At 66.7% G+C, this 23,996-nt stretch carries 21 protein-coding genes; 8 read left to right on the top strand and 13 right to left on the bottom strand.

Annotated elements, in window-relative coordinates:
• Nucleotides 1-161: 161 nt before the first annotated feature.
• Nucleotides 162-1,391, bottom strand: coding sequence for a class I SAM-dependent RNA methyltransferase (locus AUCHE_RS05765; RefSeq protein ID WP_006502338.1), 1,230 nt, complete (start codon nucleotides 1,389-1,391; stop codon nucleotides 162-164).
• Complete coding sequence (locus AUCHE_RS05770; RefSeq protein ID WP_006502339.1) at nucleotides 1,388-3,403, bottom strand: APC family permease; 2,016 nt, start codon at nucleotides 3,401-3,403, stop codon at nucleotides 1,388-1,390. Before AUCHE_RS05770 ends, AUCHE_RS05765 begins: the two co-directional genes overlap by 4 nt.
• Nucleotides 3,404-3,553: 150 nt before the next feature.
• On the opposite strand from AUCHE_RS05770, the gene AUCHE_RS05775 reads away from it, so the two are divergent.
• Nucleotides 3,554-4,216, top strand: coding sequence for a potassium channel family protein (locus tag AUCHE_RS05775; protein ID WP_006502340.1), 663 nt, complete (start codon nucleotides 3,554-3,556; stop codon nucleotides 4,214-4,216).
• 22 nt (nucleotides 4,217-4,238) lie between these two features.
• The gene (locus tag AUCHE_RS05780; protein ID WP_006502341.1) at nucleotides 4,239-4,919 is read left to right on the top strand and encodes a potassium channel family protein; all 681 of its coding nucleotides are present in this window, start codon (nucleotides 4,239-4,241) and stop codon (nucleotides 4,917-4,919) included.
• A gap of 10 nt (nucleotides 4,920-4,929) precedes the next feature.
• Here the strand turns inward: AUCHE_RS05780 and AUCHE_RS05785 are convergent, their stop codons facing one another.
• The 7 genes from AUCHE_RS05785 to AUCHE_RS05815 form a co-directional block, all read right to left on the bottom strand.
• Nucleotides 4,930-5,667, bottom strand: coding sequence for a DUF3159 domain-containing protein (locus AUCHE_RS05785; RefSeq protein WP_006502342.1), 738 nt, complete (start codon nucleotides 5,665-5,667; stop codon nucleotides 4,930-4,932).
• Entirely contained in the window at nucleotides 5,657-6,031 is a 375-nt protein-coding gene (locus AUCHE_RS05790) for an OB-fold nucleic acid binding domain-containing protein (protein WP_006502343.1), read from the bottom strand. The genes AUCHE_RS05785 and AUCHE_RS05790 overlap by 11 nt, the downstream gene beginning before the upstream one ends.
• 10 nt (nucleotides 6,032-6,041) lie before the next feature.
• Nucleotides 6,042-6,845: a DUF3710 domain-containing protein gene (locus tag AUCHE_RS05795; protein WP_006502344.1), complete on the bottom strand. Its 804-nt coding sequence runs from the start codon at nucleotides 6,843-6,845 to the stop codon at nucleotides 6,042-6,044.
• A gap of 70 nt (nucleotides 6,846-6,915) precedes the next feature.
• A complete protein-coding gene (dut, locus tag AUCHE_RS05800; RefSeq protein WP_006502345.1) occupies nucleotides 6,916-7,401 on the bottom strand; it encodes a dUTP diphosphatase in 486 nt (161 codons plus the stop codon).
• Nucleotides 7,402-7,704 carry a DUF4193 domain-containing protein gene (locus AUCHE_RS05805; RefSeq protein WP_006502346.1) on the bottom strand — a complete coding sequence of 101 codons (303 nt, stop codon included), beginning with the start codon at nucleotides 7,702-7,704 and terminating at the stop codon, nucleotides 7,402-7,404.
• 252 nt (nucleotides 7,705-7,956) lie between these two features.
• A complete protein-coding gene (locus AUCHE_RS05810) occupies nucleotides 7,957-8,850 on the bottom strand; it encodes an inositol monophosphatase family protein (protein WP_006502347.1) in 894 nt (297 codons plus the stop codon).
• Between the two features lie 8 nt (nucleotides 8,851-8,858).
• Nucleotides 8,859-9,953: a ferrochelatase gene (locus AUCHE_RS05815; protein ID WP_006502348.1), complete on the bottom strand. Its 1,095-nt coding sequence runs from the start codon at nucleotides 9,951-9,953 to the stop codon at nucleotides 8,859-8,861.
• A gap of 186 nt (nucleotides 9,954-10,139) precedes the next feature.
• Here AUCHE_RS05815 and sepH point away from each other — a divergent pair, with 186 nt between their 5' ends.
• Complete coding sequence (gene sepH, locus AUCHE_RS15545) at nucleotides 10,140-11,462, top strand: septation protein SepH (protein ID WP_006502349.1); 1,323 nt, start codon at nucleotides 10,140-10,142, stop codon at nucleotides 11,460-11,462.
• A 28-nt stretch (nucleotides 11,463-11,490) separates the two neighbouring features.
• Here the strand turns inward: sepH and AUCHE_RS05825 are convergent, their stop codons facing one another.
• Genes AUCHE_RS05825 through AUCHE_RS05840 form a run of 4 tightly spaced genes read right to left on the bottom strand, consistent with a single transcriptional unit; the run spans nucleotide 11,491 to nucleotide 16,663 of the window.
• Nucleotides 11,491-12,165 (bottom strand): thymidine kinase, encoded by a 675-nt coding sequence (locus AUCHE_RS05825; RefSeq protein ID WP_006502350.1) that lies wholly within the window; start codon nucleotides 12,163-12,165, stop codon nucleotides 11,491-11,493.
• The gene (locus AUCHE_RS05830) at nucleotides 12,158-13,348 is read right to left on the bottom strand and encodes an alkaline phosphatase family protein (RefSeq protein ID WP_006502351.1); all 1,191 of its coding nucleotides are present in this window, start codon (nucleotides 13,346-13,348) and stop codon (nucleotides 12,158-12,160) included. Before AUCHE_RS05830 ends, AUCHE_RS05825 begins: the two co-directional genes overlap by 8 nt.
• Before the next feature lies 1 nt (nucleotide 13,349).
• Nucleotides 13,350-13,943, bottom strand: a complete 594-nt coding sequence (locus tag AUCHE_RS05835; protein ID WP_006502352.1) for a DUF5998 family protein — start codon at nucleotides 13,941-13,943, stop codon at nucleotides 13,350-13,352.
• Nucleotides 13,944-13,960: 17 nt separating this feature from the next.
• Nucleotides 13,961-16,663, bottom strand: a complete 2,703-nt coding sequence (locus AUCHE_RS05840; RefSeq protein WP_006502353.1) for a bifunctional acetate--CoA ligase family protein/GNAT family N-acetyltransferase — start codon at nucleotides 16,661-16,663, stop codon at nucleotides 13,961-13,963.
• A 186-nt stretch (nucleotides 16,664-16,849) separates the two neighbouring features.
• Between AUCHE_RS05840 and pfkB the strand changes: the two genes are divergently transcribed.
• From pfkB to AUCHE_RS05865, 5 genes are all read left to right on the top strand, one after another.
• Complete coding sequence (gene pfkB, locus AUCHE_RS05845; protein WP_006502354.1) at nucleotides 16,850-17,800, top strand: 1-phosphofructokinase; 951 nt, start codon at nucleotides 16,850-16,852, stop codon at nucleotides 17,798-17,800.
• A 53-nt stretch (nucleotides 17,801-17,853) separates the two neighbouring features.
• A complete protein-coding gene (locus AUCHE_RS05850) occupies nucleotides 17,854-18,303 on the top strand; it encodes a PTS sugar transporter subunit IIA (protein ID WP_006502355.1) in 450 nt (149 codons plus the stop codon).
• The gene (locus AUCHE_RS05855; RefSeq protein ID WP_006502356.1) at nucleotides 18,300-19,904 is read left to right on the top strand and encodes a PTS fructose transporter subunit IIC; all 1,605 of its coding nucleotides are present in this window, start codon (nucleotides 18,300-18,302) and stop codon (nucleotides 19,902-19,904) included. Before AUCHE_RS05850 ends, AUCHE_RS05855 begins: the two co-directional genes overlap by 4 nt.
• 210 nt (nucleotides 19,905-20,114) lie before the next feature.
• On the top strand, nucleotides 20,115-20,879 hold the full coding sequence (locus tag AUCHE_RS05860; RefSeq protein ID WP_040321482.1) for an SDR family NAD(P)-dependent oxidoreductase: 765 nt from the start codon (nucleotides 20,115-20,117) through the stop codon (nucleotides 20,877-20,879).
• A gap of 290 nt (nucleotides 20,880-21,169) precedes the next feature.
• The gene (locus AUCHE_RS05865) at nucleotides 21,170-23,947 is read left to right on the top strand and encodes a DNA gyrase/topoisomerase IV subunit A (protein ID WP_006502358.1); all 2,778 of its coding nucleotides are present in this window, start codon (nucleotides 21,170-21,172) and stop codon (nucleotides 23,945-23,947) included.
• Nucleotides 23,948-23,996: the final 49 nt, after the last annotated feature.

Genomic DNA, 23,996 nt, shown 5'->3' on the forward strand with positions numbered 1-23,996 from the left:
GCGCGGGATCAGACCAATACCGGCGCAGACGTCGGCCGACCCACCAGCACGACGCACCACACCCGCCCGGCCGGTCTCTCCACAGCCGGACCCCAGCCCCCCACACAGACGGCCACCCCGACCGGTCCCGGACGGAACCGATCGGGCATGCCGCCGTCCGCTCACCCCGTCGTCGCCTCCGGACACAGGATGGCGATGCACTCCATGTGATGGGTCATCGGGAAAGCATCGAAGACGGACAGGTCCCGCAGGACATAACCTGCCTCCGCCGCATAAGCGATATCCCGGGACAACGCCGCCGGATCGCAGGCCACATAGGCCACCGCCCGCGGCCGCAAGGCGGCCACGGCCTCGACGACATCACGACCTGCACCAGTTCTCGGCGGATCCAGGACCACCAGATCGAACGACGCGCCCTGCTCCACAAGCTCGGGCAAGGCGTGATCCACCCGTCCATGCAGGATCGACACCTGGCCGTCCCCAGCGAAATGATCGGCCGCCGCGTGCGCAGCCCGGGAATCGGATTCCACCGCCACCACCTCACCGGTGCCCCCCACCGAACGGGCCAGGGCCCGCGCGAAGAGACCGACCCCCGAGTACAGGTCGAGACAGCGTTCACCCGGCTCCGGCGCCAGACCCTCGAGAACCCGATCGACGAAAGTCTGCGCCGCCGCAGGATGGACCTGCCAAAAACCCAAGGCGTTCAACCGGAACAACGCTTCTTCCCCGCCCACCACGACCCGTTCGTGGAGAGAAGGAGTGCGCTTCAGTCCCTGCGGCGCCGTCACCACGGCGCGCTCCCCCGTGGAAGAGACCACCGCATGCACCGCCTTGGCCCTCGGGTACACCGACGAGAACACCTCGCTGTCAGCGATCCCGGGCGCAGCCAAGAGACATTCGTCGACCGCCAGCACCTCTCGGCTGCGGTGCGGGTGAAAGCCGGTCCGACCTCGACGGTCGACCGCCAGATTCACCCTGGTGCGCCAGCCCAGGCCGTCCTCGTGACCGGCGAGCGGTTCCACGGTGACCGTCCGGTCCACTCCGGCCAGCCTCGACAGCTGCTCCCGGACCACGGCAGCCTTCATCTCCCGCTGATAGGCCAGATCGACATGCTGGAAATCGCATCCCCCGCAGCCGGAAGGCCCGGCATAGCGGCACGGCGCGTCCACCCGCTTCTCCGAGGGCTCCAACACCTCGATGGCCTCTGCCAGCAGGAAACGGTCCCCAGTGCGTCCCGCGATGACCCGCGCCCGCACCCGCTCACCGGGCAGACTGTGCCGCACGAAGAGGACCAGCCCCTCGTGCCGAGCAACACAATGTCCGCCGTGTGCCACCGGGCCCACTTCCACCACATACTCGGCGCCCACCGCCGAGACCCGGTTAGCAGTCACTCGCCCCTCCGCACCGCGCCTGCCGTCGGAGCGGTCGTCGCCGCCTCCAAACGGGCTTCGGCATTCGCCGAAGACTGAAGCTGCCAAGGCACACTCACCATCATGACACCCGGCGTGAACAAAAGGGCCGCCTTCAGCCGCAACGCGCTCTGATTGTGCAAAACCTGCTCCCACCAATGCCCGACCACATATTCAGGAATGTAGACCGTCACCACATCTTCAGGATGACGCGCCCGCACATCCTTGACGTAGTTGAGCACCGGCCTGGTGATCTCCCGGTAAGGACTGTCCAGAATGGTGAGCGGAACCGGTATATTCCGGCGATCCCATTCACGGGACAATTCCTTGGTCGCCTCTGATTCGACGTTCACCGTGATCGCATCGAGCTGGGAAGGCCTCGACGCACGGGCATAGGCCAAGGCACGCATCGTCGGCTTGTGGATCTTGCTGATCAACACGACAGCATGCACCCGGCTGGGCAGCGCACGCTCCTCCCGGGGATCGTCACCCAACGCGAGCTCCCTGCTCACCGAGCGGTAGTGCCGGTTGATGGCCTGCATGAGGAAGTAGGTGACGATCATCGCCGCGATCGCCCACTTCGCGCCCCGCTGGAACTTCGTCACCAGCACGATCAGCAGGACGAGCCCCGACATGGAGGCACCGATGATGTTGATGATCCGACTGATCTGCATGTGTCGGCGTTCCTCGGCCACGGCGGTGCGCAGATTCCGGTTCCAGTGACGGATCATGCCCACCTGGCTCAAGGTGAAAGAGACGAAGACACCGACGATGTAGAGCTGGAGGAGCTCGGTGACCTTCGCTTCGTAGATCACGATCAACACGCAGGCCGCGCCGGCCAGGATGATGATGCCATTGCTGAATGCCAGCCGATCGCCGCGAGTATGCAGCTGACGCGGCAGATAACCGTCCTTCGCCAAGACCGAGGCCAACACGGGAAAACCGTTGAAGGCCGTGTTCGCAGCCAGCACCAACAGAATTCCGGTCACCGTGGCGATGAAGTAGAGACCGGGTGCGAAATCGCTGAAGACCGCATTGGCCAGTTGCGCCAGCACGGTCTCCTGCACATAGGACGAACCCACCGGTTTACCGTCCAACAAAAGCTGCTCGGCCGGAAATTCCGCGAATTTCATGCCGACCTTGTTGGCCAACAGGACGATCGACATCAACATGGCCACCGAGATCGACCCCATCAACAACAGGGTCGTCGCCGCATTCTGGCTCTTGGGCTTCTTGAAGGCAGGCACCCCGTTGCTGATCGCTTCCACTCCGGTGAGCGCCGCACATCCCGAGGAGAAAGCACGCAGCAGGAGGAAGAACATCGCCACCCCGGCCAGCGACTCCATCCCGCTCTCCGGAACCAGTTCGTACTTCGCCGAAACCGCCATCGGCAGGTCACCGACCGCGGCACGGTAATAACCGTAGAGAGACATCGCGATCACGCCGAACATGAAGGCATAGGTGGGAATCGCGAACAGTGACCCGGACTCACGCACCCCCCGCAGGTTCATCGCGGTCAACAGGGCGACCAGCACCACGGCCACCAAAGTCTCGTTACCGCGCAACTGGGGCAGAGCGGCAGCAGCATTCTGCACTCCGGAGGAGATGGAAACCGCAACGGTCAACACGTAATCGACCAGCAAGGCGCTGGCCACCACGACTCCGGCCTGCGGACCGATGTTGACCGTGGCCACTTCGTAGTCGCCACCGCCGGACGGATAGGCATGCACATTCTGCCGGTAGGACATGACCACGATGACCATGACGAAAGCCACGGTGAGGGCAATCTGCCAGGAATGGGTGGCGGCGAAGGCCCCACCGGCAGCGGCCAAGGTCAGAAAAATCTCGTCCGGAGCATAGGCCACCGAGGACAAGGCGTCGCTGGCGAAGACCGGCAGGGCGATCCGCTTCGGCAGCAGGGTCTCTCCCAAACGATCACTACGCATGGCGCGACCGACAAGAACCCGTTTGAGGGCACGACTGGCTTTCGACACGGCTTCACTGTAGGACTCACATCGCCCGACACCTATCCGGGATACCCCACGTCCTCGATAAAGCCCCGTTTTGAGCTGACATTCGTCCCTCCCGGCGCAGCACTCCCCTGCCCAGGTGATATCCCCCGGCCGGAGGTGTACCGTCAGGCCGTGCACTTCGTGATCATGGGCTGCGGCCGCGTCGGTTCCGCCTTGGCGCTGGCCCTCGAACAACAAGGCCACGACGTGGCCGTCGTCGACCGGGATGCCACCGCCTTCAGACGGTTGGGGCCGGAGTTCGAAGGACGACGGATCACCGGGATGGGCTTCGACCGCGACACCCTCGAACAGGCAGGCATCGAGAATGCCCACGCCTTCGCCGCCGTAAGCAGCGGCGACAACTCCAACATCCTCGCGGCCCGCGTGGCACGGGAGACCTACGGGGTGGAGAACGTCGTCGCCCGCATCTACGACCCGGGCCGAGCCGAAATCTATCAACGCCTCGGCATCCCCACCGTCGCCACCGTCCGTTGGACCGCCGACCGGATGCTGCGTCAGCTGCTTCCCGACGGCGCAGTCCCCCAGTTCACGGACCCCAGTGGCAATGTCGTCATCGCCGAGGTCCGCGCGAACCCGGGCTGGATCGGGAAACCGCTGTCCAGGATCGAAGAAATCACCCGCACCCGGGTCGCCTACCTGCTGCGGCTGGGCGAAGGAGTTCTTCCCACCTCGGAGACCCTGCTCCAGGACGGCGACCTGATCAACATCCTGTGCGAGACAAAACGTCTTTCCGATGTCGAGCAGATCCTCGACCGCGTCCCGCCCACCGACTGAGCCGCAGAAGAAGGAAAACACCATGCGCGTGGTCATCGCCGGGGCCGGCAGCGTCGGCCGCTCCATCGCCCAGGAGCTCATCAACAACGGTCATGAGGTCCTGCTCATCGACCACAATTCCGCAGAGGTCCAGCCCAGCCGCGTGGTCGACGCCTCATGGCTGCTCGCCGACGCCTGCGAGATCTCAGCCCTGCATGAGGCCGGTCTGGAGAGCTGCGAGGTCGTCGTCGCCGCCACCGGTGACGACAAAGCGAACCTGGTCGTCTCCCTCCTGGCCAAGACCGAGTTCGGAGTGCCCCGCACCGTCGCTCGGGTCAACAATCCCAAGAACGAATGGCTCTTCGACGAAGGGTGGGGAGTCGATGTCGCGGTTTCGACGCCACGCCTGATGACCGCACTGGTCGAAGAAGCGGTCAGCATCGGAAACTTGGTGCGGATCTTCGAGTTCCAGCAGAGTGGTTCGACCCTCGTCGAATTGACCCTTCCTGAGGACTCTCCCTGGGCCGGCCGTCTCGTCGGAGACGTCCTCTGGCCCGCCAACACCGTTCTCACCTGCATCGTGCGGGAACAGCGGGCCATCGCCCCCTCCCCCGACGATCTCCTCGAGGCCGGTGACGAACTGATGCTCGTCACCAACCCCGAATCGGAGATCGCCCTCGAGTGCCTGCTCAACCCCCGGGCCACCAAACACCCCGAGGACTGAACGTGACCGGTCAGGCCCGGCGGGGACGGCTCCCCTCCGGGTCCGACCAAGGTTCGTTCTCCTGCTCGTCCAGCGGGGTATTGCCCCGCAGGAGCATCGCAGCGATCACCCCGACGACCAGAAGATAGGTCGGCCACCCCAGGACCAGTTTCGCCGTTCCGAGCAGGGCTACCTGCCCCGCTGCGTACAGAGGCAACATGATGGCGGCCCGACCGAGCATGAGGGCGGCCAACAACAAGGTGATGCGTGAACAGACCCTGACCATCCCCGGATGTCTGCGCCACCTGGTGAAGACGCCGAGATCGACATCCTCCGGATCCTCCGTGAGCCGAGGATCAGCTGCGGCGACCATGAAGCCCATCACCGGCCAGCGAACAAGCACCGACACCAGGAAGCCCGCGCCCTGTGCCAGATTCCACAGGATCGACGGCAGGAAGGCGTCCTCGGCCCGCCCTGTCCTCAACGCGAAAGCAGCAGCGATCGCCGTCGCCAGCACCGACGACAGCGCATAACGCACCGTCTGTCGCTGCACCACCCGGAGGACGACAGCGCCCAGGACCGCGATGCCTGACGCCACCAACGCTTTGACCAGATCGCCGGCCCAGGCCCAGACGAGGATGAAAGCAACAGTGGGAACACCGGCCTCGACCGCACCCCGCCACCCACCGAGCAGCTGGGAAAGTCTGTCCCGCAGGATGCCCTCGACCGTGTCCGGCGCCTCGCGCCGGTGTCGTCCTTCACCGTCCATGGCGTGGCATCAACAGTTCGTACTGGGGGTTGAAGACGGTCGGCGTGCCCTTGCGGTACATCACCCGACCCCGGACCCGCATCCTCACCCCGGGTTCGATCCCGCGGACCTCTCTACGCCCCAACCAGACCAGACGCATCGTGGCGGTACCGTCGTACAGCTCGGCGGTCAACATCGGCACCCGAGCATGCGCGGGAAGGGTCAACGAGCGCAGCTCACCACAGACGTCGGCCATCCCACGGTCCTTGACCTCCTTGATGCTGTATGCACCGAGCGACTGGGCGTGCTCCACCAACTCCGCAGCGTCCTCTTCCTCCTGCGAACGGGTGACCCGCCGAGCGAAGCGCGAAAAGACCGATCCCATGGACGCCAGATCACCGGATCTCTGTGATCTCGGGGCCACGTTCGAACGGACGGAGCGCATCGGACGGCGACTGGCCTTCCGGGCCCGCACCGTTCGCCTCCATCAATTCCTTGGGCAGACGCAGGGGGAGCATCTCCCGGGGCGGCCGAGCATCGGTGCCGCGGATCACCACCGAGTTGCTGATCATCCGGTAGAACGGTTCAGCTGCATATTCCTGAGAAGCAGCGGGGCCGGTCAGGACGGCCCGGAGGAACCATCGCGGCCCGTCTACGCCGATGAAACGCATGACCTGGTAGACCGTCCGCCCATCCGGTCCGCGGCTAGGCAGCCGGGTGAGCAGTTCGGTGCCGAGCGGTCCGTTGCGCAGATCGGCCGTGCCACCCCTGGTGGTCACGCCTTCAGCGATCTCGTCCCGAATGAAGTCCCAGATCCCGGCGCTGCGCGGGGCGGCGAAGGCCTGGATCTGCATCGAGCTGCCGTTCAGGCCGGTAGTGACGGCCTGAACGTCGTTCGTCTCCGGGTCTACCTCGATCCGCAATTCCGCGCCTGGCAGCGCAGCCAGCCACACACCACCCAAGTCGACACGGTCCCCGCGGTCCTCGACCTCCGAACGGTCGTAGGGCCCGCTGTCCTCCCTGCGGTAGTCCGAGTCCAGGGAAGAGACGCTGTCCGCGGCCGCTGGTTCTGGTGCGGGCCCGTCGTCATACGGGTAATCGGGGTTCTCGTACTCGTCGATCCCCAGGTCGTCGGTGACGACGACCCGTCGACCGACCTTGTCCTCACCCTCGCGGCGCCGGCGCCGGAACAGTGCCATCTGATCTCCTCATAAGCCCTTGGCAGGCCGTGACGTGGTGCTGTGTGGCTCAACCCGAACGCGGCTGATCCTAGCCCCCCGGAGCGAGACACTTCGAGGAGCCACCGAAACCACCGCTGGCGCCGTGGCCGGTGGCCCCTCTTTCACTGCCCGGAAGACTGGCCACCTCCACCAGATGGGCGCGGGCCACCCGTTGGACGACAAGCTGAGCGATCCGATCGCCCCTGTTCAGGACGATCGGACGATGCGCATCGTGGTTTATCAGATTGACGAAGATCTCGCCACGATATCCACTGTCGATGGTTCCTGGCGCGTTGACCATGCCCAGTCCGTACCGGTGCGCCAGACCGGAACGAGGGTGCACCAGCCCGACGTACCCCGCTGGGATCGCCACGGCCAGACCTGTGGGAACCAATGAACGCTCCCCCGGAGCCAAGGAAAGGTCCTCCTTGGCGTACAGATCCAGACCGGCGTCCCCCTCCCGGGCGTAACAGGGAAGGGGCAGCTCCGGGTCGAGCCGGACCACCTCGATACGGACGTCATCCACCACCGTCAATCAGCCTGCGCACTCCGAGCACACGGGACTGCCGTTGACCTCTTTGGCCAACTGGCTCCGGTGATGGACCAGGAAACAACGCGAGCAAGTGAACTCGTCCGCCTGCTTGGGGATCACCCGGACGGACAGCTCCTCACCGGACAGATCCGCACCGGGCAGCTCGAATCCCTCGGCCTGTTCGGTCTCGTCGACGTCGACACTGCTCGCGGACTTGTCCCCGCGCCGGGCTTTCAGCTCCTCGAGGGAGTCTTCCCCCAGGTCGTCGTCATCGGTCTTCCGCGGGGCATCGTAATCGGTCGCCATCGAATTTCTCCCTGTCGGCATGGGTGACGTGGATCGCCGGGCTTGTGGGACTCACCAAGGCCGACGCGTCGTCTGTGCTGCAGGACCAACGCGCCGGGCCGCTGTTCTGTGCCCGGTCCAGCGGGATTGTGCCCTAAAAAGCGGCGGGTTTCATCCCCGGCACTCCGTAAGGACGTGGAGAAGACCAGATCTGGACGTCCGACCCATCGGCCAGCGATCGTACGCCGCCGTCACCTGGTCATCCTCACCAGTTCACAGCTGCTGACCCGCCACGGTGTAGGCATAGGTCATCAGGTCGTGGATCTCCTGTGCAACAGCAGGTGGGGAGGCAGCTATTCCTGCCGGTAGTCCAGCCCCTGCAGACCAGAAGGAGACCTGCGCACCGGCCTCCTGGGCGACCAGCCATCCCGCCGCGATGTCCCAGGAGTTCACTCCCATCTCCGCATAGGCGTCGACCAGTCCCGAACCCACCGAACACAGGTCCAGTGCGGCACTGCCCTCCCGCCGGATGTCCCGCACCACAGGCAGGATCTCCACCAGGGCGAGAGCCTGCAACCTGCGTCGTTCCGCGGCATAGCCAAAGCCTGTCGCCAGGAGGGTCTGTCCGATCTCAGACACCGAGGTGCATCGCAGGGCCCGGCGACCAGCCGGGGAATCCATCGCGGCGCCCTCACCGAGTCCGGCATGGAAGGTCTCACCGGTCACCGGATTGCACACCGCCCCGGCGATCGGCCACCAGCTACCCGGCACCGTGGGATCACCCAGCACCGCCGCCACCGAGACGGCGTACGCCGGCCGACCGTAGACATAGTTCACGGTGCCGTCGATCGGATCCACCACCCAGGTGATCCCCTCGAAGGAACCCTCGACGCCGGCCTCCTCACCGAGGACCGCGTCCTGTGGTCGACATTTCCTGATCTGCGCGCGCAGATAATCCTCGCAGGACCGGTCCATGGCGGTCACCACGTCGGTACTCGTGCTCTTGGTGTCGACGACGCCCTCACCCGAGAGGGCTTTCTCCCGCCCCGACAGTGCCAGCTCAGCCGCACCGGAAGCGAGCTCCACAGCTGTCCTCCGGAGAGCGCGCACCAGCTCAGGAGACGGGCTGCCCGTGCCGCCCGGGGACGGAGAAAATCCACTGGTCATCGACACGGTCACACTCCTCGAGGGTTCGGGCAACATCCGGCGCCGCAGCAGGCTTCCCCCTCGGTCAGGGCCTCGGCGGCACCCCGAGGCCCCGTCGACTCACCCCTGGCCCGTGCAGCCTGTTCGAACAGGAGATCCACCAGGCAGTTCACGAACTCGTCCTCACGGCGGACCGTGGACACGCGGGTAAAGGCCAGGCCCGACTCGTGGGCAGCGGTAGCCGCCACCACGTCGAGGTCGTAGACGACCTCCATGTGGTCGGCGGTGAAACCGACAGGTGCGACCACCACGCCCCGGATCGGGCCGACCGCCAGCTCCCGGATCCGATCCTCCACATCCGGTTCCAACCAGGCCTGGTTCGGTGGGCCCGAACGGGAGCAGAAGACCAGTTCGGAGTCCACCCGCTCTCCGATCCTTCTCCCCACCGAGCGGGACACCTGCGCGCAGACCTCCTCGTGCCATCGTAGATAAGCTCCTCCCGGCGCAGGCCCGGAGGAGTCGTTCTGAGTCACCGGAATCGAGTGGGTGACGAAGAGCAGGCGTATCTGTGACGCCGTGAGCCCTTCGGCAGCGACCAATTCCTCGAATGCGGTGGCGACCAGGCGCGCATTGGCCTCGATGAAGCCTTCGCGCATGGCGTAGGGACGGGTCCGGTCGACCTGGATGCTCCCGGATCCTTCGTCCGGTGTGACGGATGAGAGTGCCTGGTCCAGATCCTCGCGATAGGCTCTGCACCCCGAATACGACGGGAAAGCACTCGTCGTCACTGCGACCAGCCGTCGAACCCCGAACTCCCGTGCCCTGCCCAGGGCTTCCGAGGTGAAAGGCTCTGCGAAACGATTCCCCCAGAAAATCGAGCGAGGCGCCCCACGACGGGACAGTTCCGTCTCCAATGCCGAGATCAGGGCGCGGTTCTCATCGTTGATGGGGCTACGTCCCCCGAACTCGAAGTAGTGTCGACCCACTTCTTCGAGCCGAGCACGTGGGATCCCACGCCCACCGGTCACCCGTTCCAGGAACGGAAGGACCTCCTCCGGCGTTTCAGGACCGCCGAAGCTATGGAGCAGGACGGCGTCGTAGGGAGAGAGTGCATCGACTGACATGGATCTCCTGGCACGGAGCTACCTGTGGAACGCTTTCACCGTACCGGAGTCCACCGACAATGACGCAGCTCCGTCACCCACCGTCCGGACGGAGGCGGGCACGCCCGGCCCCGGCGTGCCCGTTACCACCGGACGAACTAGCGTGGCAGAGTCAGGCGTGCAACCACCCCTTGCTGAGAGGCGACCATGCAGGACCTGCACCTGATCGGAGTTCACGAGGACGGCGAACATCTCCTCCTCGTTGACGACTCCGGCGCCGAGTTCCGGCTGCGACTCGACGACGCGGTCCGACAGGCTGCCCGGCGTGAGCCACGGATCGAGTCCCTCCCACCTCGCGACGCTCCCCCGTTGGGTCCGCGCGAGGTCCAGGCGATGATCCGCGCCGGAGCGACAGCCGAGGAAGCCGCTGTCCGCGCAGGATGGACCGTGGAGAAGGTCCACCGTTACGACGGCCCCATCCTGGCCGAACGCGAACATATCGCCACCACCGCCGGGCGAGCACGTCTCCGAGGACGCTACGGCGATCACGGCGCCACCCTGGCCGAACGGGTCGACGAGCGACTCTCCGCCCGCGGCGTCCCTGCCGAAAGCGTGACCTGGGACTCCTGGCGCACCGAGGACGGTCAGTGGACCGTCGTCGTCGCCTTCCTCGCCGGTGGACGTGCCCGGCAGGCCAGTTGGGCCTTTTCCCGCCAGACCGTCACCGTGCAGGCACTCGACGACGAAGCACTCTGGCTCTCCGGAGACGACGACATCGACCGGGTTCCGACGACCCAACCCCTCCCGATCACCCCCTCCCAGGTCCGTTCCCGGTCTTCCGAGGACGAGAGCGGCCCCCACCCCGAGGAAGAACACGAATCCGGGCAGGAAGATCCGGAAGAACATTTCGACCTGGCCGACTCGGTCCGCAACCAGTCCGCGGCCCGACACCGTAGAGGTGGATTCGCCCGACGCTCCCACCGGGTCGAGGTCACCCCCGCCTCCACCGACGCCTCCCCCACATCGTTGCCGCCCGTCGAGGAACCCGCCGGACCTGAAGGCGCTGCACTCGCACCCATCGACTACGACCCGGAGGTCATGGGACTCCCCCCCGGTGCCCACTCGTCCCCCGACCCCGACGGCGTAGACGGCCTTCCCGAGCCCGCCGCCGCCGAAGCGGCACGGAAAGCGACCACACCGACTCGACGCCACACCAAGGTCGCCGCACCCCGACCACGACGGGGAAGCACCGCCAGGACACCGGTGTCCGTTCAGGACCCTGCCGACGCCGCAAGAGATTCCGAATCCGTCGGCGCGCTGTCGGCGCCGTCGGGGAGACCCAGCCGACGCCGACGCGCCGCCCACGAGGACGACCCGGCAGTCTCCGCGGAGCCCGAGAACACCAGCACGGAAGAGGCCACGGAAACCGGCACACGGGCCGGCCACCGTGCGAGCAGAGCCCGCTCGAAAGGCCGAGCCAGTGTTCCCAGCTGGGATGATGTCATGTTCGGCAGCAAGCCCAAGGGGTGATCTTCCCCTTCGTCCTGTCCGGCTCCGTTCAACGACGCGGAGCCGGACAGGCGTCGAGGTCGAAGGGCAACAGCTCAGATGACGGGGCGATCCGACGGGCCACCTTCGATGTCATCCGCCGCATGAAATGACGGCGGCAGAGAACCTCGTACTCGACCTCGTGCGGACCGTGGTCCCGGTCGGTGTCCCCCACCACGACCTGCTCCCCCTCGACCACCATCTCCCCGTCGAGCACTCGGGCATTGTGAGTGGCCCGACGTCCGCACCAGCACAAAGCCTGCACTTGGAGGACCTCCACCCGGTCTGCCAGTTCGATCAACCGTTTGCTCCCCGGGAAGAGCTGCGCCCGAAAATCTGCCGTGATCCCGAAGGCGAAGACGTCCACGTCGAGCTCGTCAACGACCCTGGCCAGTTGGTCGATCTGCGTCGGCGAGTAGAACTGGGCCTCGTCACAGACGAGATAGTCGATCCGACCCTCCCGGCTCGCCGCGCTCACCGCCTGCCAGAAGTCGAGGTCGTCCTGGACCTCCACCGCCGGGCACACCAGCCCCAGACGCGACGAAAGTACCTGCTCGCCGGCCCGGTCGAGCTTGGTGAACACGATGCCCGTCCTGGACCTCGACCGGTGGGTGTAGTCCAGCTGCAGGGCAAGGGTCGACTTCCCACAGTCCATCGTCCCGGAGAAGAAGACCAACTCAGCCACGATGACCTCCTGGCGCGCGTACGAGCAGTGGAACGGCGATCTCGTCCGGAGTCAGTGCCCCGTGCAGTCCGAGCAGACGAGGCCGCCGGCGACCGTCCTCGACGGCGGTTCCCGGCCCGCAGGAGACCACGATGTCGCCGATCCGGCGGGCTACTTCGGCGCGGCGTCCGGCGGCGCCTTCTTCCGGCCCGAACCAGCCTTCGTCGATCGCCTGTTCCTTGGTCCGAACGACCGCCCGCCCGGCCAGGTGTTCCTGCCAGGCAGGGAGGACGTCCGGGAGGTGCCCCGGCTCGACATACACCTGAGGAGCACGCGCCTCACCACCCAGATGGCGTACGCCCGCAGCGAGTTCAGGGGTTCGCGCCAGGTCGACCCGGTCCTCGAAGGGGATGTCGACCATGCCGTGGTCGGCGGTGACCGCCAGCAGGGTGTCGGAGGGCAGCGCGCCGGCCAGCCTGCGCAGCGCCGAGTCGACCTCCTCCACCGCGAGCCCCCATTCGTGGCTGTCGCACCCGTGGCCATGACCGACCTTGTCGACCTCGCCCCAGTAGAGGTAGACCAGTCCACGAGGCTGTCGTCGTAGCGCCGCCAGCGCCGCCGGAACCCGTTCCTCGGGGTGGTTGGCCGCGACCACACGCGCGCCCCGCAGAACAGCCCGGGTCAGACCTGAACCTCGGAAATGCGCTGGTGCGATCATCGTGACCGGGACACCGGCTCCGGAGATCCGTTGAAAGATCGTCTCCTCCGGTTGCCAGAGCTCAGGCTCCGGCCCGTTCTCCCAGCTCAGTTCGTTGATGAGGCTGTCGGTGTCCGGCACGAGGACCTCGTAGCCCACCAGCCCGTGGCTGCCAGGAGGCAGCCCGGTGCCGAAGGTGCCCATGCTGGTTGCCGTCGTCGTCGGGAACCCCGCAGTCAGCCGGGCGCCCGAGGCCATCAACGAACGCAGGAAGGGCGCGTGCCCGCTCCGTCGACGCAGGAGCTCCCAGCCCAGGCCATCGACCAGGACCACGACGGCCCGTCGGGCCTCGGGAAGTTCCAGGACGGTGCGCCCGGGCAGGACCGGCGCGCCCAGGGCCTGAGCCACGGCGGGGAGCACTCCGGCCAGTCCTCCGACGTCGTAGCGGGGGATCTCGAGGTCGTCCCGAGGCCGGGACGGATCGATCGGTGCGGAGGAAGCGGCCACGTCAGCGTGCGGTGGCCGCTTGCAAGGCGTGCGCGAAGGCCATGGCCTCACGGAGCTTGGAATCTCCGTCGGCCACTGCGCTGATCCGCAAGCTGATGTCGTCTGCGGTGAGGGTCCCCTCGTACCCGTGGTCGGCGTCGCAATTCGGGTCCCCGCAGGTCGCCGGCAGGATGTCCAACCTGCTGACCGATCCCCAACCGATGGTGACCGTCACCTCGTGGCCGAGCTTCCCCGGGCGGTAGTGGGCCGGGTCGGAGACCACGTGGGTGAGCATCACGCCTCGGACCCCCGCGAGAGGGACGGATTCCGTGGTGGCCGTCACCGTCGGAACAGGGACCTCCTCGCCTCCGTGTTCGTCAGCGTGGGCGACCACCAGTCTCGTCGGGGTCAGGACGAGCACGGTGACATGCCGTCGTACCGCGTCGTGGTCGAAAGTGGTCTCCTGATGCACCAGATGGGCCACGACGGGGTCCCCGGCCACCGCCGTGGCCACGACGTCACCGACCAGGGCCGGGTGGTACCCGGCTTCCTCGATCCCGCGGTGGAGTTCCGCAGGGAGGGACATCTTGTCCGCAGGGCGCCCAGGGTTGTTCATGAAGACATCTTGACGCATCAGGGCAGCGCGCGCCGTCCCGTGTCCTGACGGCGAGGCGCCGGGGCCACCCTGACGCGGGCTCCGAGGACCTCCGCTCCACCGGCGTGAGCCATCACCGGGTTCAGTTCCAGCGCGTCGATCTCGGGGATGTCCTCGGCGAGCGCCGCTACTCGTGACAGCAGTTCGTGGAGTCGACCGCGGTCGACCGGGCGTCTGCCGTGTCCGCCCTGCAGGAGTGGCGCGGCTCGGAGTGTGTCCATCAGGTCGTGGATGTCGGTCTCGGTGAGCGGGGGGATGCGGTGGGTCAGGTCTCCGAGGATATCGGCGGGGACTCCTGAGATCCCGAAGCTGACCACCGGACCGAACAGCGGGTCCTCGTGGGATCGGATGACGGTAGCCACTCCGGCGGGTGCCATCCGTTGGACCGCGAGCTGAGGGTCTTGCAGGTCGGTCAGCCATTCGGAGAGTCCTCGGTGGGCGGACCTGACCGCTTCGGGTGTTCGGAGATCTGCACGGACTCCACCGGCTCCGGGCAGGGTGCGGATCCCTTCGGCGAGTGAGCGCAGGACCACCGGGTATCCCAGTTGCCCGGCTGCGCAGACCGCGTCCTCGGCGTCGGGGCACGGTATCGATGTCCATATGTCGATCCCGTAGGCGGCCAGGAGTTCTCTGGTCTCCGGGTCGTCGAGGGGTCGCCCGGCCGGTGAGTCGGCGAGTGCCCGCTCGACGGTCCGATGTGCGGTGGTCCGGTCGATCCCTGCCGGTCGGATGTGTCCGCCGTGGTCGGTGCGTAGCCATTCGGCATACCGCGTCGCCGCGGCCAAGGCCTCGATCCCGTCCAGGGGGGTGCGGTAGACCGGGATGATCCGGCGACGTCCGTCGCTGTTCCCCGGTCGGGGTTCACTGGCCTTGCGCAATTCGGCCGATATATCTCTCATCCCTAAAAAAGCTGTGACACAAGTCTTTTCTTGACCCCATGCGGCGTGAGCCACCGTCGTGGCGATCACCTCGTCGGAAGCCTGCATGGGCGGGACGAAAGCCATGACGACGCTGTCGGTGCCCTCGTCACCGAAAGCCATCTCCAGCGCGGCCCGGACTTCCCGGGCAGTCCCCCCCAGGGGCACCCGTAGCGGGTCTGCCGGGACCTGCAGACCCCGGGAACGGGCCGCTTCGACCATGATCTGGTTCAATCCGTCGGAGTTACCGACGACGCTCACCCGTCCGCCCCGGGGAAGTGGCTGGTGGGCGACCAGCTCGGCGATATCCATCATCGTGTGGACGGTGCGTGCCCGGATCACCCCGGCCTGCGTCAGCAGGGCGTCGAAAGCCGAGGGCGAGACCTTCGGTGCCCGCGCCCGATGCCCGGGGGGCACGCTACGAGCTGTGTCCGACTTCACGACGACGACCGGTTTACGCAGAGACAGCTGGCGGGCGATCCTGCTGAACTTCCTGGGGTTCCCGATGGACTCGAGGTACATACCCACCAGCGACGTGGAATCGTCGTCGATCCAGTACTGCATCATGTCGTTGCCGGAGATGTCGACCCTGTTGCCCGCGGACACCATCGTGGACAGGCCCAGTCCTCGTTCCGCGGCGGAAGCCGCCAGCCCGACCGCCAGCCCACCCGACTGGCTGAACAGTCCCAGCGCGCCGGCACACGGGGGTTGTCGGCCGATCGTGGCGTTCAACAGCACCTCGGGATGGTTGTTCACCAGGCCGAAGGACAACGGCCCCAGAACCCGCATCCCCGCTGCTCGTGCAGTACGCAGCAGCTCGGCCTGTCGCTGCTCCCCTGCGGGGCCGGACTCGGCGAAACCGGAGGAGAGCACCACCAGCGCCCGGACCCTCTTCGTCGCGCAGTCAGCCACGACGTCGGAGACCGCTTCCGCCGGCACGGCTACCACGGCCAGGTCCACCTCACCGTCGATCTCGCTGACCCGGCCATGGGCGCGCAGCCCACGGACCTGGTCGGCCTCGCAGTTGACGATATGGACCTGTCCGGTGAATCCACCGTCGAGGATGTTGTCCAGGACCAGGCTTCCCGGCGCATCAGGACGTCGACTCACCCCGACGACCGCCACCGACCGCGGACGCAGGACGTCGGACATGCTCTCCGCTTCGGCACGGTGCTCACGAGCCAGACTGACCGCCGCAGAACGTGCCGTGGGTTCCACGACGAACTCCACGGCGATGACTCCGTCGTCGAAATGGTGGCTGACCTCGTACCCGGCATCGACGAAGACCTTCATCATCTTGCGGTTCTGCGGCAGGACATCCGCGACGAAACGGGTGATCCCGCGTTCCTGAGCCACCGCGGCCAGATGTTCGAGGAGCACCGACCCCACACCCTTGCCCTGGTGGGCGTCGGCGATGTTGAAGGCGACCTCGGCCGTGTGCCCGTCGGTCAGCCGGTCGTAGCGTCCGATTCCGATGATCGCCCCCCGTACCGTCACGACCAGGGCGGCCCGCGAGTCGTAATCGACGTGGGTGAACCGACGGACGTCCTTGTCCGGGAGTTCCTTCATCGGTGCGAAGAAACGCAGGTAGATCGATTCTTCGGACTGTCCGGCGTGAAAGGCCCGCAGACCGTCGCCGTCGTCGGGAACGATCGGGCGGATGTGCGCGATCGACCCGTCGCGCAGGACCACGTCCGCCTCCCACGATCCGGGGTAACCGGGGGGAGCATTTCCGGGGCCCTGGAAGGCGTCGGAGTCCGTCATGACGTCATCCTTCCCGCCGCGAGCGGAGGGGTCAATGACCTGCTGCGATGAGACCGTCGAGACCAACGACCCCCACGCTCCCCGCCGAGTCCGCTAAAGTCACTGCGACCTTGGACGGGTGTCCCCATCCCAGTCGACACGAGCGGAACCGACGATGCCATCACTTGTACCGCGTCTGGCCGGACGATGATCCTCACGGTCACGCCCAATCCCAGTATCGACCGGACCGTCACCGTGCCCGCGCTCCGACCGGGGGACGTACATCGCGCCGTCTTCACCCGGGTCGATGCCGGAGGCAAAGGGGTCAACGTCTCACGGGCCCTGGCCCGGCACGGGCTGTCCACCCGGGCCGCATTACCGTTGGGCGGCGACTCGGGGAAGCTCATGAGCGACCTCCTCGACGGCACCGGTGTCGATCTGATCGCCTTGCCCTCCGCAGGTGAGATCCGCACGAATATCGCCGTGGTCGAGCGCGACGGGACCACCACGAAAGTGAACGAAGCCGGGCCCCGGTACGACCTTCGGAGAACCGAGTCCTTCATCGACACCCTGATGGGAGCCTGCACCGCGTCGACCACCTGGTTCACCTGTTGCGGGAGTCTCCCGCCGGGGATGCCCGCCACGATCTACGCCGAACTCACCGAGCAAGCGCGGTCCAGGGGGGTGCGGGTCGCGGTCGACGCCTCCGGAGAAGCCCTGCGTCAGGTGATCGACGCCGCGCCGGACCTGCTGAAACCCAATCGAGCCGAACTCGCCGAGCTCATGGACGCGGATCTGCCCACTGTGGGCGACGTCGTCGACGCAGCACGTGAGCTCGTCGACCGGGGTGTCGGGCGTGTCCTCGTCTCCCTGGGTCGGGACGGTGCGCTCCTGGTCGGTGGACGTCAGTCCTGCTATGCCTATGCTTCCGCGACCCGTCCGCTGTCCACCGTCGGGGCCGGCGACTGCTCCCTGGCCGGTTATCTCTCGGGAGTCGTCTGCGGACAGGCCCCGGAGGATGCCCTCGCGACTGCGGTCGCCTTCGGGACCGCGGCGGTCATGTGTCCTGGGACCGAGGTCCCCGGCCCCGCCGAGGTCGCCTCCGTCCCGGTGACCGTGCAGGAGGTTCCCTGCCGGGACCGACCGCTCGATGACTGACGAATTCCGCTCTACCCCCTGATTACGTCCATCCACGAGGAGAATCCCCTTCCATGTCGATCATCACCCCCCAGCAAGTGATCCTTGACCTCCCTGAGGGCGACCGCGCCGAAGCCACTCGCGCGCTGGCCCAGACCCTGGTCGACACCGGCCGGGTCACCGACCTCGAAGCGCTGCTGGCCGATGTCGCCAGACGTGAGGCGATGATGTCGACCGGGCTGTTCGACGGGATCGCCATCCCGCACTGTCGGAGCACCGCCGTCACCGAGCCCTCCTTGGCCTTCGGTCGGTCCACGTCCGGGGTCCCTTGGGGCGCCGAGGACGGCCCGGCCACGTTGATCTTCCTGATCGCAGTTCCTGCCGAGAGCGGGCAGGATCACCTGTCCATCCTGGCCATGCTGGCTCGCAAACTGATGCGGGAGGACTTCAAGAACGCTCTGCGTCAGGCCTCCGACGCCGCTGCAGTGGTCACGGTGATCGAGGACGAGGTGATCAAGGCATGAAATTCGTCGGAGTCACGTCCTGTCCCACCGGCATCGCCCATACGTACATGGCGGCGGCGGCTCTGGAACAGGCGGCGGAACAGGCCGGTCACCAGATCGAGGTCGAGACTCAGGGTTCCGCAGGCGCGGTACGTCTGCCGCAGAAGACCATCGACGAGGCCGACGCCGTCATCTTCGCTCATGAGCTGGAGATCAGGGACGCCGACCGTTTCGCCGGGAAACCCACGGTCGACGTCGGGGTCAAGGCCGCGATCAACGGTGCCGCCGAGCTGCTCACCCGCGCCGAGGCTCTGGTCGCCCAGGGCTCTCAGGTGTCAGAGGATCGACAGGACGTTTCCGGAAAGACGTCTGATTCGGGTGCCGCAGAGGACTCCGCAGCGACGACGCCGCAGCCCGCCCCGATGTCACGGGAGAGACCGTCGACCGGTAACCAGATCCGCATCTGGTTGATGACCGGGGTGTCACACATGATCCCGTTGGTGGCTGCCGGGGGCATCCTGATCGCGTTGGGCTTCATCCTCGCCCAGCTCTTCGGGGGCGCGCAGGGGCCCATGGACGTCACGGCTTTCACCCTTGAGGCGGGGAAGGCTAAGGCTCCTGAGCTGCTCCTGCAGAACGTCTTCGACCCCACCAATGGGATGCACTGGGCCGCTTTGCTTTTCACCGTGGGGGCGGCTGCCTTCAATTTCCTGGTGCCGATCCTGTCCGGATACATCGCCTTCGGCATCGCCGACCGGCCGGGACTGGTACCCGGCCTGGTAGGTGGCGCCATCGCCACGATGATGGGGGCAGGCTTCCTGGGCGGTATCGCCACCGGCTTCATCGCCGGTTTCGCCGCCCGGTGGGTGAGCGGCTGGCCGGTGCACCCGCATGTGCGCGGTGTGATGCCGGTCGTCGTGGTCCCGCTGATCTCCACGCTCTTGACCGGTGGCGCGATGGTGCTTCTCCTCGGGCGGCCGATCGCCTCCCTGATGGAGGCACTGACCTCAGCCTTGAACGGGATGACCAGCGGGAATGCCGTGTTGCTCGGAGCTGTCCTGGGCCTGATGATGGGTTTCGACCTGGGAGGGCCGGTCAACAAGGTGGCGTACACCTTCGCCACCACCGGCCTGACCGCGGTGGCGGCGTCAGCGGCGACCGATGCGCCCCAGCTGAAGATCATGGCTGCGGTGATGGCGGCCGGCATGGTGGCTCCGCTGGGAATGGCGCTGGCCACTACGGTCGACCCTCGCCAGTTCACCGGCCCCGAGCGGGAGAACGGGCGCGCAGCATGGCTGCTGGGCCTGTCCTTCATCTCCGAGGGGGCCATCCCGTTCGCCGCAGCCGACCCGGTCCGGGTGATCGCCGCCTCCATGGCCGGTTCTGCGGTCACAGGTGGCCTGGTGATGGCTTTCGGGAGCACGCTGCGGGCACCGCATGGCGGACTGTGGGTCTTCCCCCTCATCGGCCACGGCATGATGTTCGTGGTCGCGGTCGCTGCCGGTACCGCGGTCTGCGCCGCGACAGTGATCGCGCTGAAGAGGCTCAGCAGGTCGACGTCCTCGACCGATACACCGAACGAGGACACGAAGGGCGAGCCGGCCGTGATGGCGGCGGCCTGAAGGAAAACAACGCTTTCGGGGTGCTGTCCGTATCCTCACCCCACGGACAGCACCCCGAGAGCGTTGTGGTTGTCGTCGAGGAACCAGCGGCTCTCCGGAGCGAGAAACCTGCTCCTTAACGCTCCGCACAGAGTTTCAGACCGCTAGCGTGACGGATGAAATGCCCTACTTGCACAAGTAGTTTCACTGTCTCACCTGGGGAGGACCATGATGGAGATCAGCCCAGCCACCGTTGCCCTGGTCACCGGTGGCGCTTCCGGATTGGGCCTGGCCACCGTCCGGGATCTCCACCGGCGAGGCTGCCGTGTCGTGATCGTCGACCTGCCGACGTCGACCGGACCGGAGGTCGCCGAAGAACTGGGCGAGCGGGTCCGCTTCGTCGCCGCCGATGTCCGTGACGAGGAGCAGGTCGGCGAGGCGGTCGAGGAAGCGGTCTCATCGGGGGAGCTCCGGATCGCGGTGAACTGCGCCGGGGTCGCCACTCCCGGTCGGCTCCTCGGACGGAACGGCCCTCTCCCCTTGGAGACCTTCCGCACCGTCGTCGACATCAATCTGGTGGGGACGGTCAATGTGCTCCGGCTCGCCGCCGCGGCCATGGCGCTGAATGACCCGGTGGAAGGCGACCGCGGCCTCATCGTCCTGACCTCCTCGATCGCAGCCTACGACGGTCAGGTCGGACAACTCGCCTACGCGGCCAGCAAAGGAGCCGTCGTCGGGCTGACCCTTCCTGCGGCCCGCGATCTCGCGGACCGGCAGATCCGCGTGATGACGGTCGCCCCGGGCACCATGGAGACACCGATGATGGCGGGGCTTCCTGAGGAGACCCGGAGCGCATTGGGATCCCTGGTCCCTCATCCGAGCCGCCTGGGGCGTCCGGAGGAGTACGCCGCCCTGGTGGCCCATATCGTCGAGAACCCCTTGCTGAACGGTGAAGTCATCCGCCTCGACGGCGCATTGCGGATGCCGCCCCGCTGACCCCGGGCCCCTCAGGACGACCCCACCCGGCAAGGGATTCCCGCGGACCGCGACGAAAGGCCCTAGAGAGCCGTCCCGAGTTCCCGGCGGAGCAGACCCAACCGCCGTGTCACGACAGCGTCGAGGATGAGCGAAGATAGGACACCGGCGACCGCACCGCCCCGGCACCTCCGCTCCGGCACGGTCACCACCACGATGAAGTGCAGCCGACGACCCGATGGCACCGCCGCAGGTCGCCGGGACGCTCGTCCTTGACCGCACCGCAGCCCCAGCGAGGAGACACAGCGCGCATGGCCCGACGGACCTCGACCTCCACGGATGACGACATCGTCGAGAAGATCGTCGATATCGACGTCGAGGAGGAGATGCAAGGGGCTTTCCTGGAGTACGCCTACTCGGTGATCTACAGCCGCGCGCTCCCCGATGCCCGCGACGGGCTCAAACCGGTGCAGCGACGGATCCTCTTCGGGATGAGCGAGATGGGGCTGCGGCCGACCCGACCGCACGTGAAATCGGCACGTATCGTCGGCGAAGTCATGGGCCGCTATCACCCGCACGGTGATTCGGCGATCTACGATGCCCTGGTCCGTATGGCCCAACCGTTCTCCCTCCGGCTCCCCCTGGTCGACGGGCACGGCAACTTCGGATCGCTCGACGACGGCCCGGCAGCCTCCCGGTACACGGAAGCGCGGCCAGCCTCCTCTGCGTCCTTGCTGACCACGAGCCTCGACGAGGACACCGTCGACCTCGTCCCCAACTACGACGAGACCCTGCACCAACCGGAAGTGCTCCCGGCGGCCTACCCAAACCTGCTGGTCAACGGCGCATCGGGGATCGCGGTGGGCATGGCCACGAATATGCCGCCGCACAATCTGAGCGAGGTCGTCGGAGCCTGCCGTCACCTGATCGACCACCCCGAGGCCACCCTCGAAGACCTGATGCGTTTCGTCCCCGGCCCTGACCTGCCCGGCGGCGGACGGATCGTCGGACTGAACGGCATCCGGGACGCCTACGAGACCGGCCGAGGCACCTTCAAGACCCGGGCCACCACCCGGATCGAGAATGTCACCCCGCGCAAGAAGGGGATCGTCGTCACCGAACTTCCGTACCTGGTCGGGGCGGAGAAGGTGATGGAGAAGATCAAGGATCTCGTCCAGGCGAAGAAGCTCCAGGGCATCTCGGACCTGAAGGATCTGACCGACCGCAAGCACGGCCTACGGCTGGTCATCGAGATCAAGAACGGGTTCAACCCGGAAGCGGTTCTCGAGCAGCTCTACCGGTTGACCCCGATGGAGGACAGCTTCGGGATCAACAATGTGGCCCTGGTCGACGGTCAACCCCGCACCTTGGGTCTGCGTGAGCTCCTCCAGGTCTACGTCGACTTCCGCACCGATGTCGTCCGGCGCCGCACCGCTTATCGACTGGCCCGCAAGGAAGAGCGTCTCCACCTGGTCGAGGGCCTGCTGTTGGCGATCGTGAACATCGACGAAGTCATCCGCATCGTCCGAGCAGCAGATGACACCTCTTCAGCACGTGACGGATTGATGTCCGCATTCTCGCTCTCGACGGTCCAGGCCGACTACATCCTGGAGCTGCAGCTGCGCAGACTGACCAAGTTCTCCAAGATCGAACTGGAGAAGGAGGACAGCGAGCTGAGAGCTGCTATCGAAGAGCTTCAGACTGTCCTGGCCGACCACGCCCTGCTCTTACGCATCGTCTCCGACGAGCTCGCTGCCGTGGCCAAGGAGCACGGCACCGCACGCCGGACCGTCCTCCTGGAAGGCTCGGGGTCCCCGGTGACGGCCGCGGCACCCTTGGAGATCGCCGACGACCCCTGCTGGGTCCTGATGAGTTCCACCCACCTGTTGGCGCGGACGACCGGCGCCGACGAATTCGGTGATGCCGGGGAACGAGCCAAGCACGATGCGATCGTCTCCCGGGTACGTTCCACGGCACGTGGCGAGGTCGGGGTAGCCACCTCGGCGGGGCGGATCCTGCGCCTGTCCGTCCTGGAGCTTCCCACTCTGCCTCCGACGCACGGTTCTCCCCATCTGGCCGGAGGCGCGCCCCTGGGGGTCTTTCTGGATCTGCCCAAGGACGAATGGCCTTTGTGTCTGGTTTCCTTGGCGGAGGATTCCCCCGGCCTGGCCGTCGGCACCGCGCAGGGCGTCGTCAAACGGGTCACCTGTGACTATCCTTCGGGCCGCGCCGATTGGGAGTACATCTCGTTGAAACAGGGCGACCGGGTGGTGGGCGCGGTCGAACTGGCCGGAGAGACAGACCATCTGGTCTTCGTGACCCGGCGTGCGCAACTCCTGCACTTCCCTGCGTCATCCGTCCGCCCGCAGGGTCGACCGGCAGGGGGAATGGCCGGCATCAAACTGGGCTCCGGCGACGAGGTGATCTGGTTCGGTGCGGTCGATCCTGCTCGTCCGGGGTCGGTCGTGGTGACCAGCGCCGGCGCCGAGGACGCCTTGCCCGGCATCGAACCCGGATCGTTGAAGGTGGCCCCGTTCACGGAGTTCCCCGGCAAGGGGAGAGCCACCGGTGGAGTGCGCTGCCAACGTTTCCTCCGCGGGGAGACCCGCTTGTTCTTCGGATGGGCAGGACATACCCCTGCCCGGGCAGCGACCTCCGACGGTTCCCCGATCGTCCTCCCCGCGGCCACCGGCAAACGTGACGGGTCGGGACAGCCTGCTCCTGCGGCGATCGCGGCGATCGCACCTGCCGGATCAGGGCCCGTCCCCGACGATGACGGAGGGACGACCCCGGGGGGCTCGCCGTCGTCGACGGATGGAGGCGTCCAAGGAGAAGGCGACCTGGACACGGTCCGGGAGACCTTGCGGGCCGAGGACGCCCGCAGGGTCGAAGCAGCACGGGGACGGTCTTCTACCGGCGGGCAGTCCTCGCCGGAGAAGGTACGGAAATCGGCTCCGATCCCTGGTTTGGCTGCCGGCGACTCGCTCTTCGAGGTAGAGGATCATGCACCTCGGGTACGTCCCCAGATCGTCAGGGAAGGCGACGACCCGGACGACCTGAGCGACATCGTCCAGATCGGGCGGGACTGAACCGGCCGTTCGCCGACCGACCTGAGGAAATCCATGAGGCCGTGCTGAC

It is taken from the genome of Austwickia chelonae NBRC 105200 (assembly GCF_000298175.1).
GTDB lineage: Bacteria > Actinomycetota > Actinomycetes > Actinomycetales > Dermatophilaceae > Austwickia > Austwickia chelonae.

What these genes read in the sequence shown, in the direction of transcription:
- AUCHE_RS05810 (WP_006502347.1), bottom strand. Translation starts at nt 8,850, where the DNA reads ATGACCAGTGGATTTTCTCCGTCCCCGGGCGGCACGGGCAGCCCGTCT.
- AUCHE_RS05815 (WP_006502348.1), bottom strand. Translation starts at nt 9,953, where the DNA reads ATGTCAGTCGATGCACTCTCTCCCTACGACGCCGTCCTGCTCCATAGC.
- pfkB (WP_006502354.1), top strand. Translation starts at nt 16,850, where the DNA reads ATGATCCTCACGGTCACGCCCAATCCCAGTATCGACCGGACCGTCACC.
- AUCHE_RS05805 (WP_006502346.1), bottom strand. Translation starts at nt 7,704, where the DNA reads ATGGCGACCGATTACGATGCCCCGCGGAAGACCGATGACGACGACCTG.
- AUCHE_RS05855 (WP_006502356.1), top strand. Translation starts at nt 18,300, where the DNA reads ATGAAATTCGTCGGAGTCACGTCCTGTCCCACCGGCATCGCCCATACG.
- AUCHE_RS05840 (WP_006502353.1), bottom strand. Translation starts at nt 16,663, where the DNA reads ATGACGGACTCCGACGCCTTCCAGGGCCCCGGAAATGCTCCCCCCGGT.
- AUCHE_RS05865 (WP_006502358.1), top strand. Translation starts at nt 21,170, where the DNA reads ATGGCCCGACGGACCTCGACCTCCACGGATGACGACATCGTCGAGAAG.
- AUCHE_RS05795 (WP_006502344.1), bottom strand. Translation starts at nt 6,845, where the DNA reads ATGGCACTGTTCCGGCGCCGGCGCCGCGAGGGTGAGGACAAGGTCGGT.
- AUCHE_RS05835 (WP_006502352.1), bottom strand. Translation starts at nt 13,943, where the DNA reads ATGAACAACCCTGGGCGCCCTGCGGACAAGATGTCCCTCCCTGCGGAA.
- AUCHE_RS05780 (WP_006502341.1), top strand. Translation starts at nt 4,239, where the DNA reads ATGCGCGTGGTCATCGCCGGGGCCGGCAGCGTCGGCCGCTCCATCGCC.
- AUCHE_RS05790 (WP_006502343.1), bottom strand. Translation starts at nt 6,031, where the DNA reads ATGGGATCGGTCTTTTCGCGCTTCGCTCGGCGGGTCACCCGTTCGCAG.
- AUCHE_RS05860 (WP_040321482.1), top strand. Translation starts at nt 20,115, where the DNA reads ATGGAGATCAGCCCAGCCACCGTTGCCCTGGTCACCGGTGGCGCTTCC.
- sepH (WP_006502349.1), top strand. Translation starts at nt 10,140, where the DNA reads ATGCAGGACCTGCACCTGATCGGAGTTCACGAGGACGGCGAACATCTC.
- AUCHE_RS05850 (WP_006502355.1), top strand. Translation starts at nt 17,854, where the DNA reads ATGTCGATCATCACCCCCCAGCAAGTGATCCTTGACCTCCCTGAGGGC.
- AUCHE_RS05785 (WP_006502342.1), bottom strand. Translation starts at nt 5,667, where the DNA reads ATGGACGGTGAAGGACGACACCGGCGCGAGGCGCCGGACACGGTCGAG.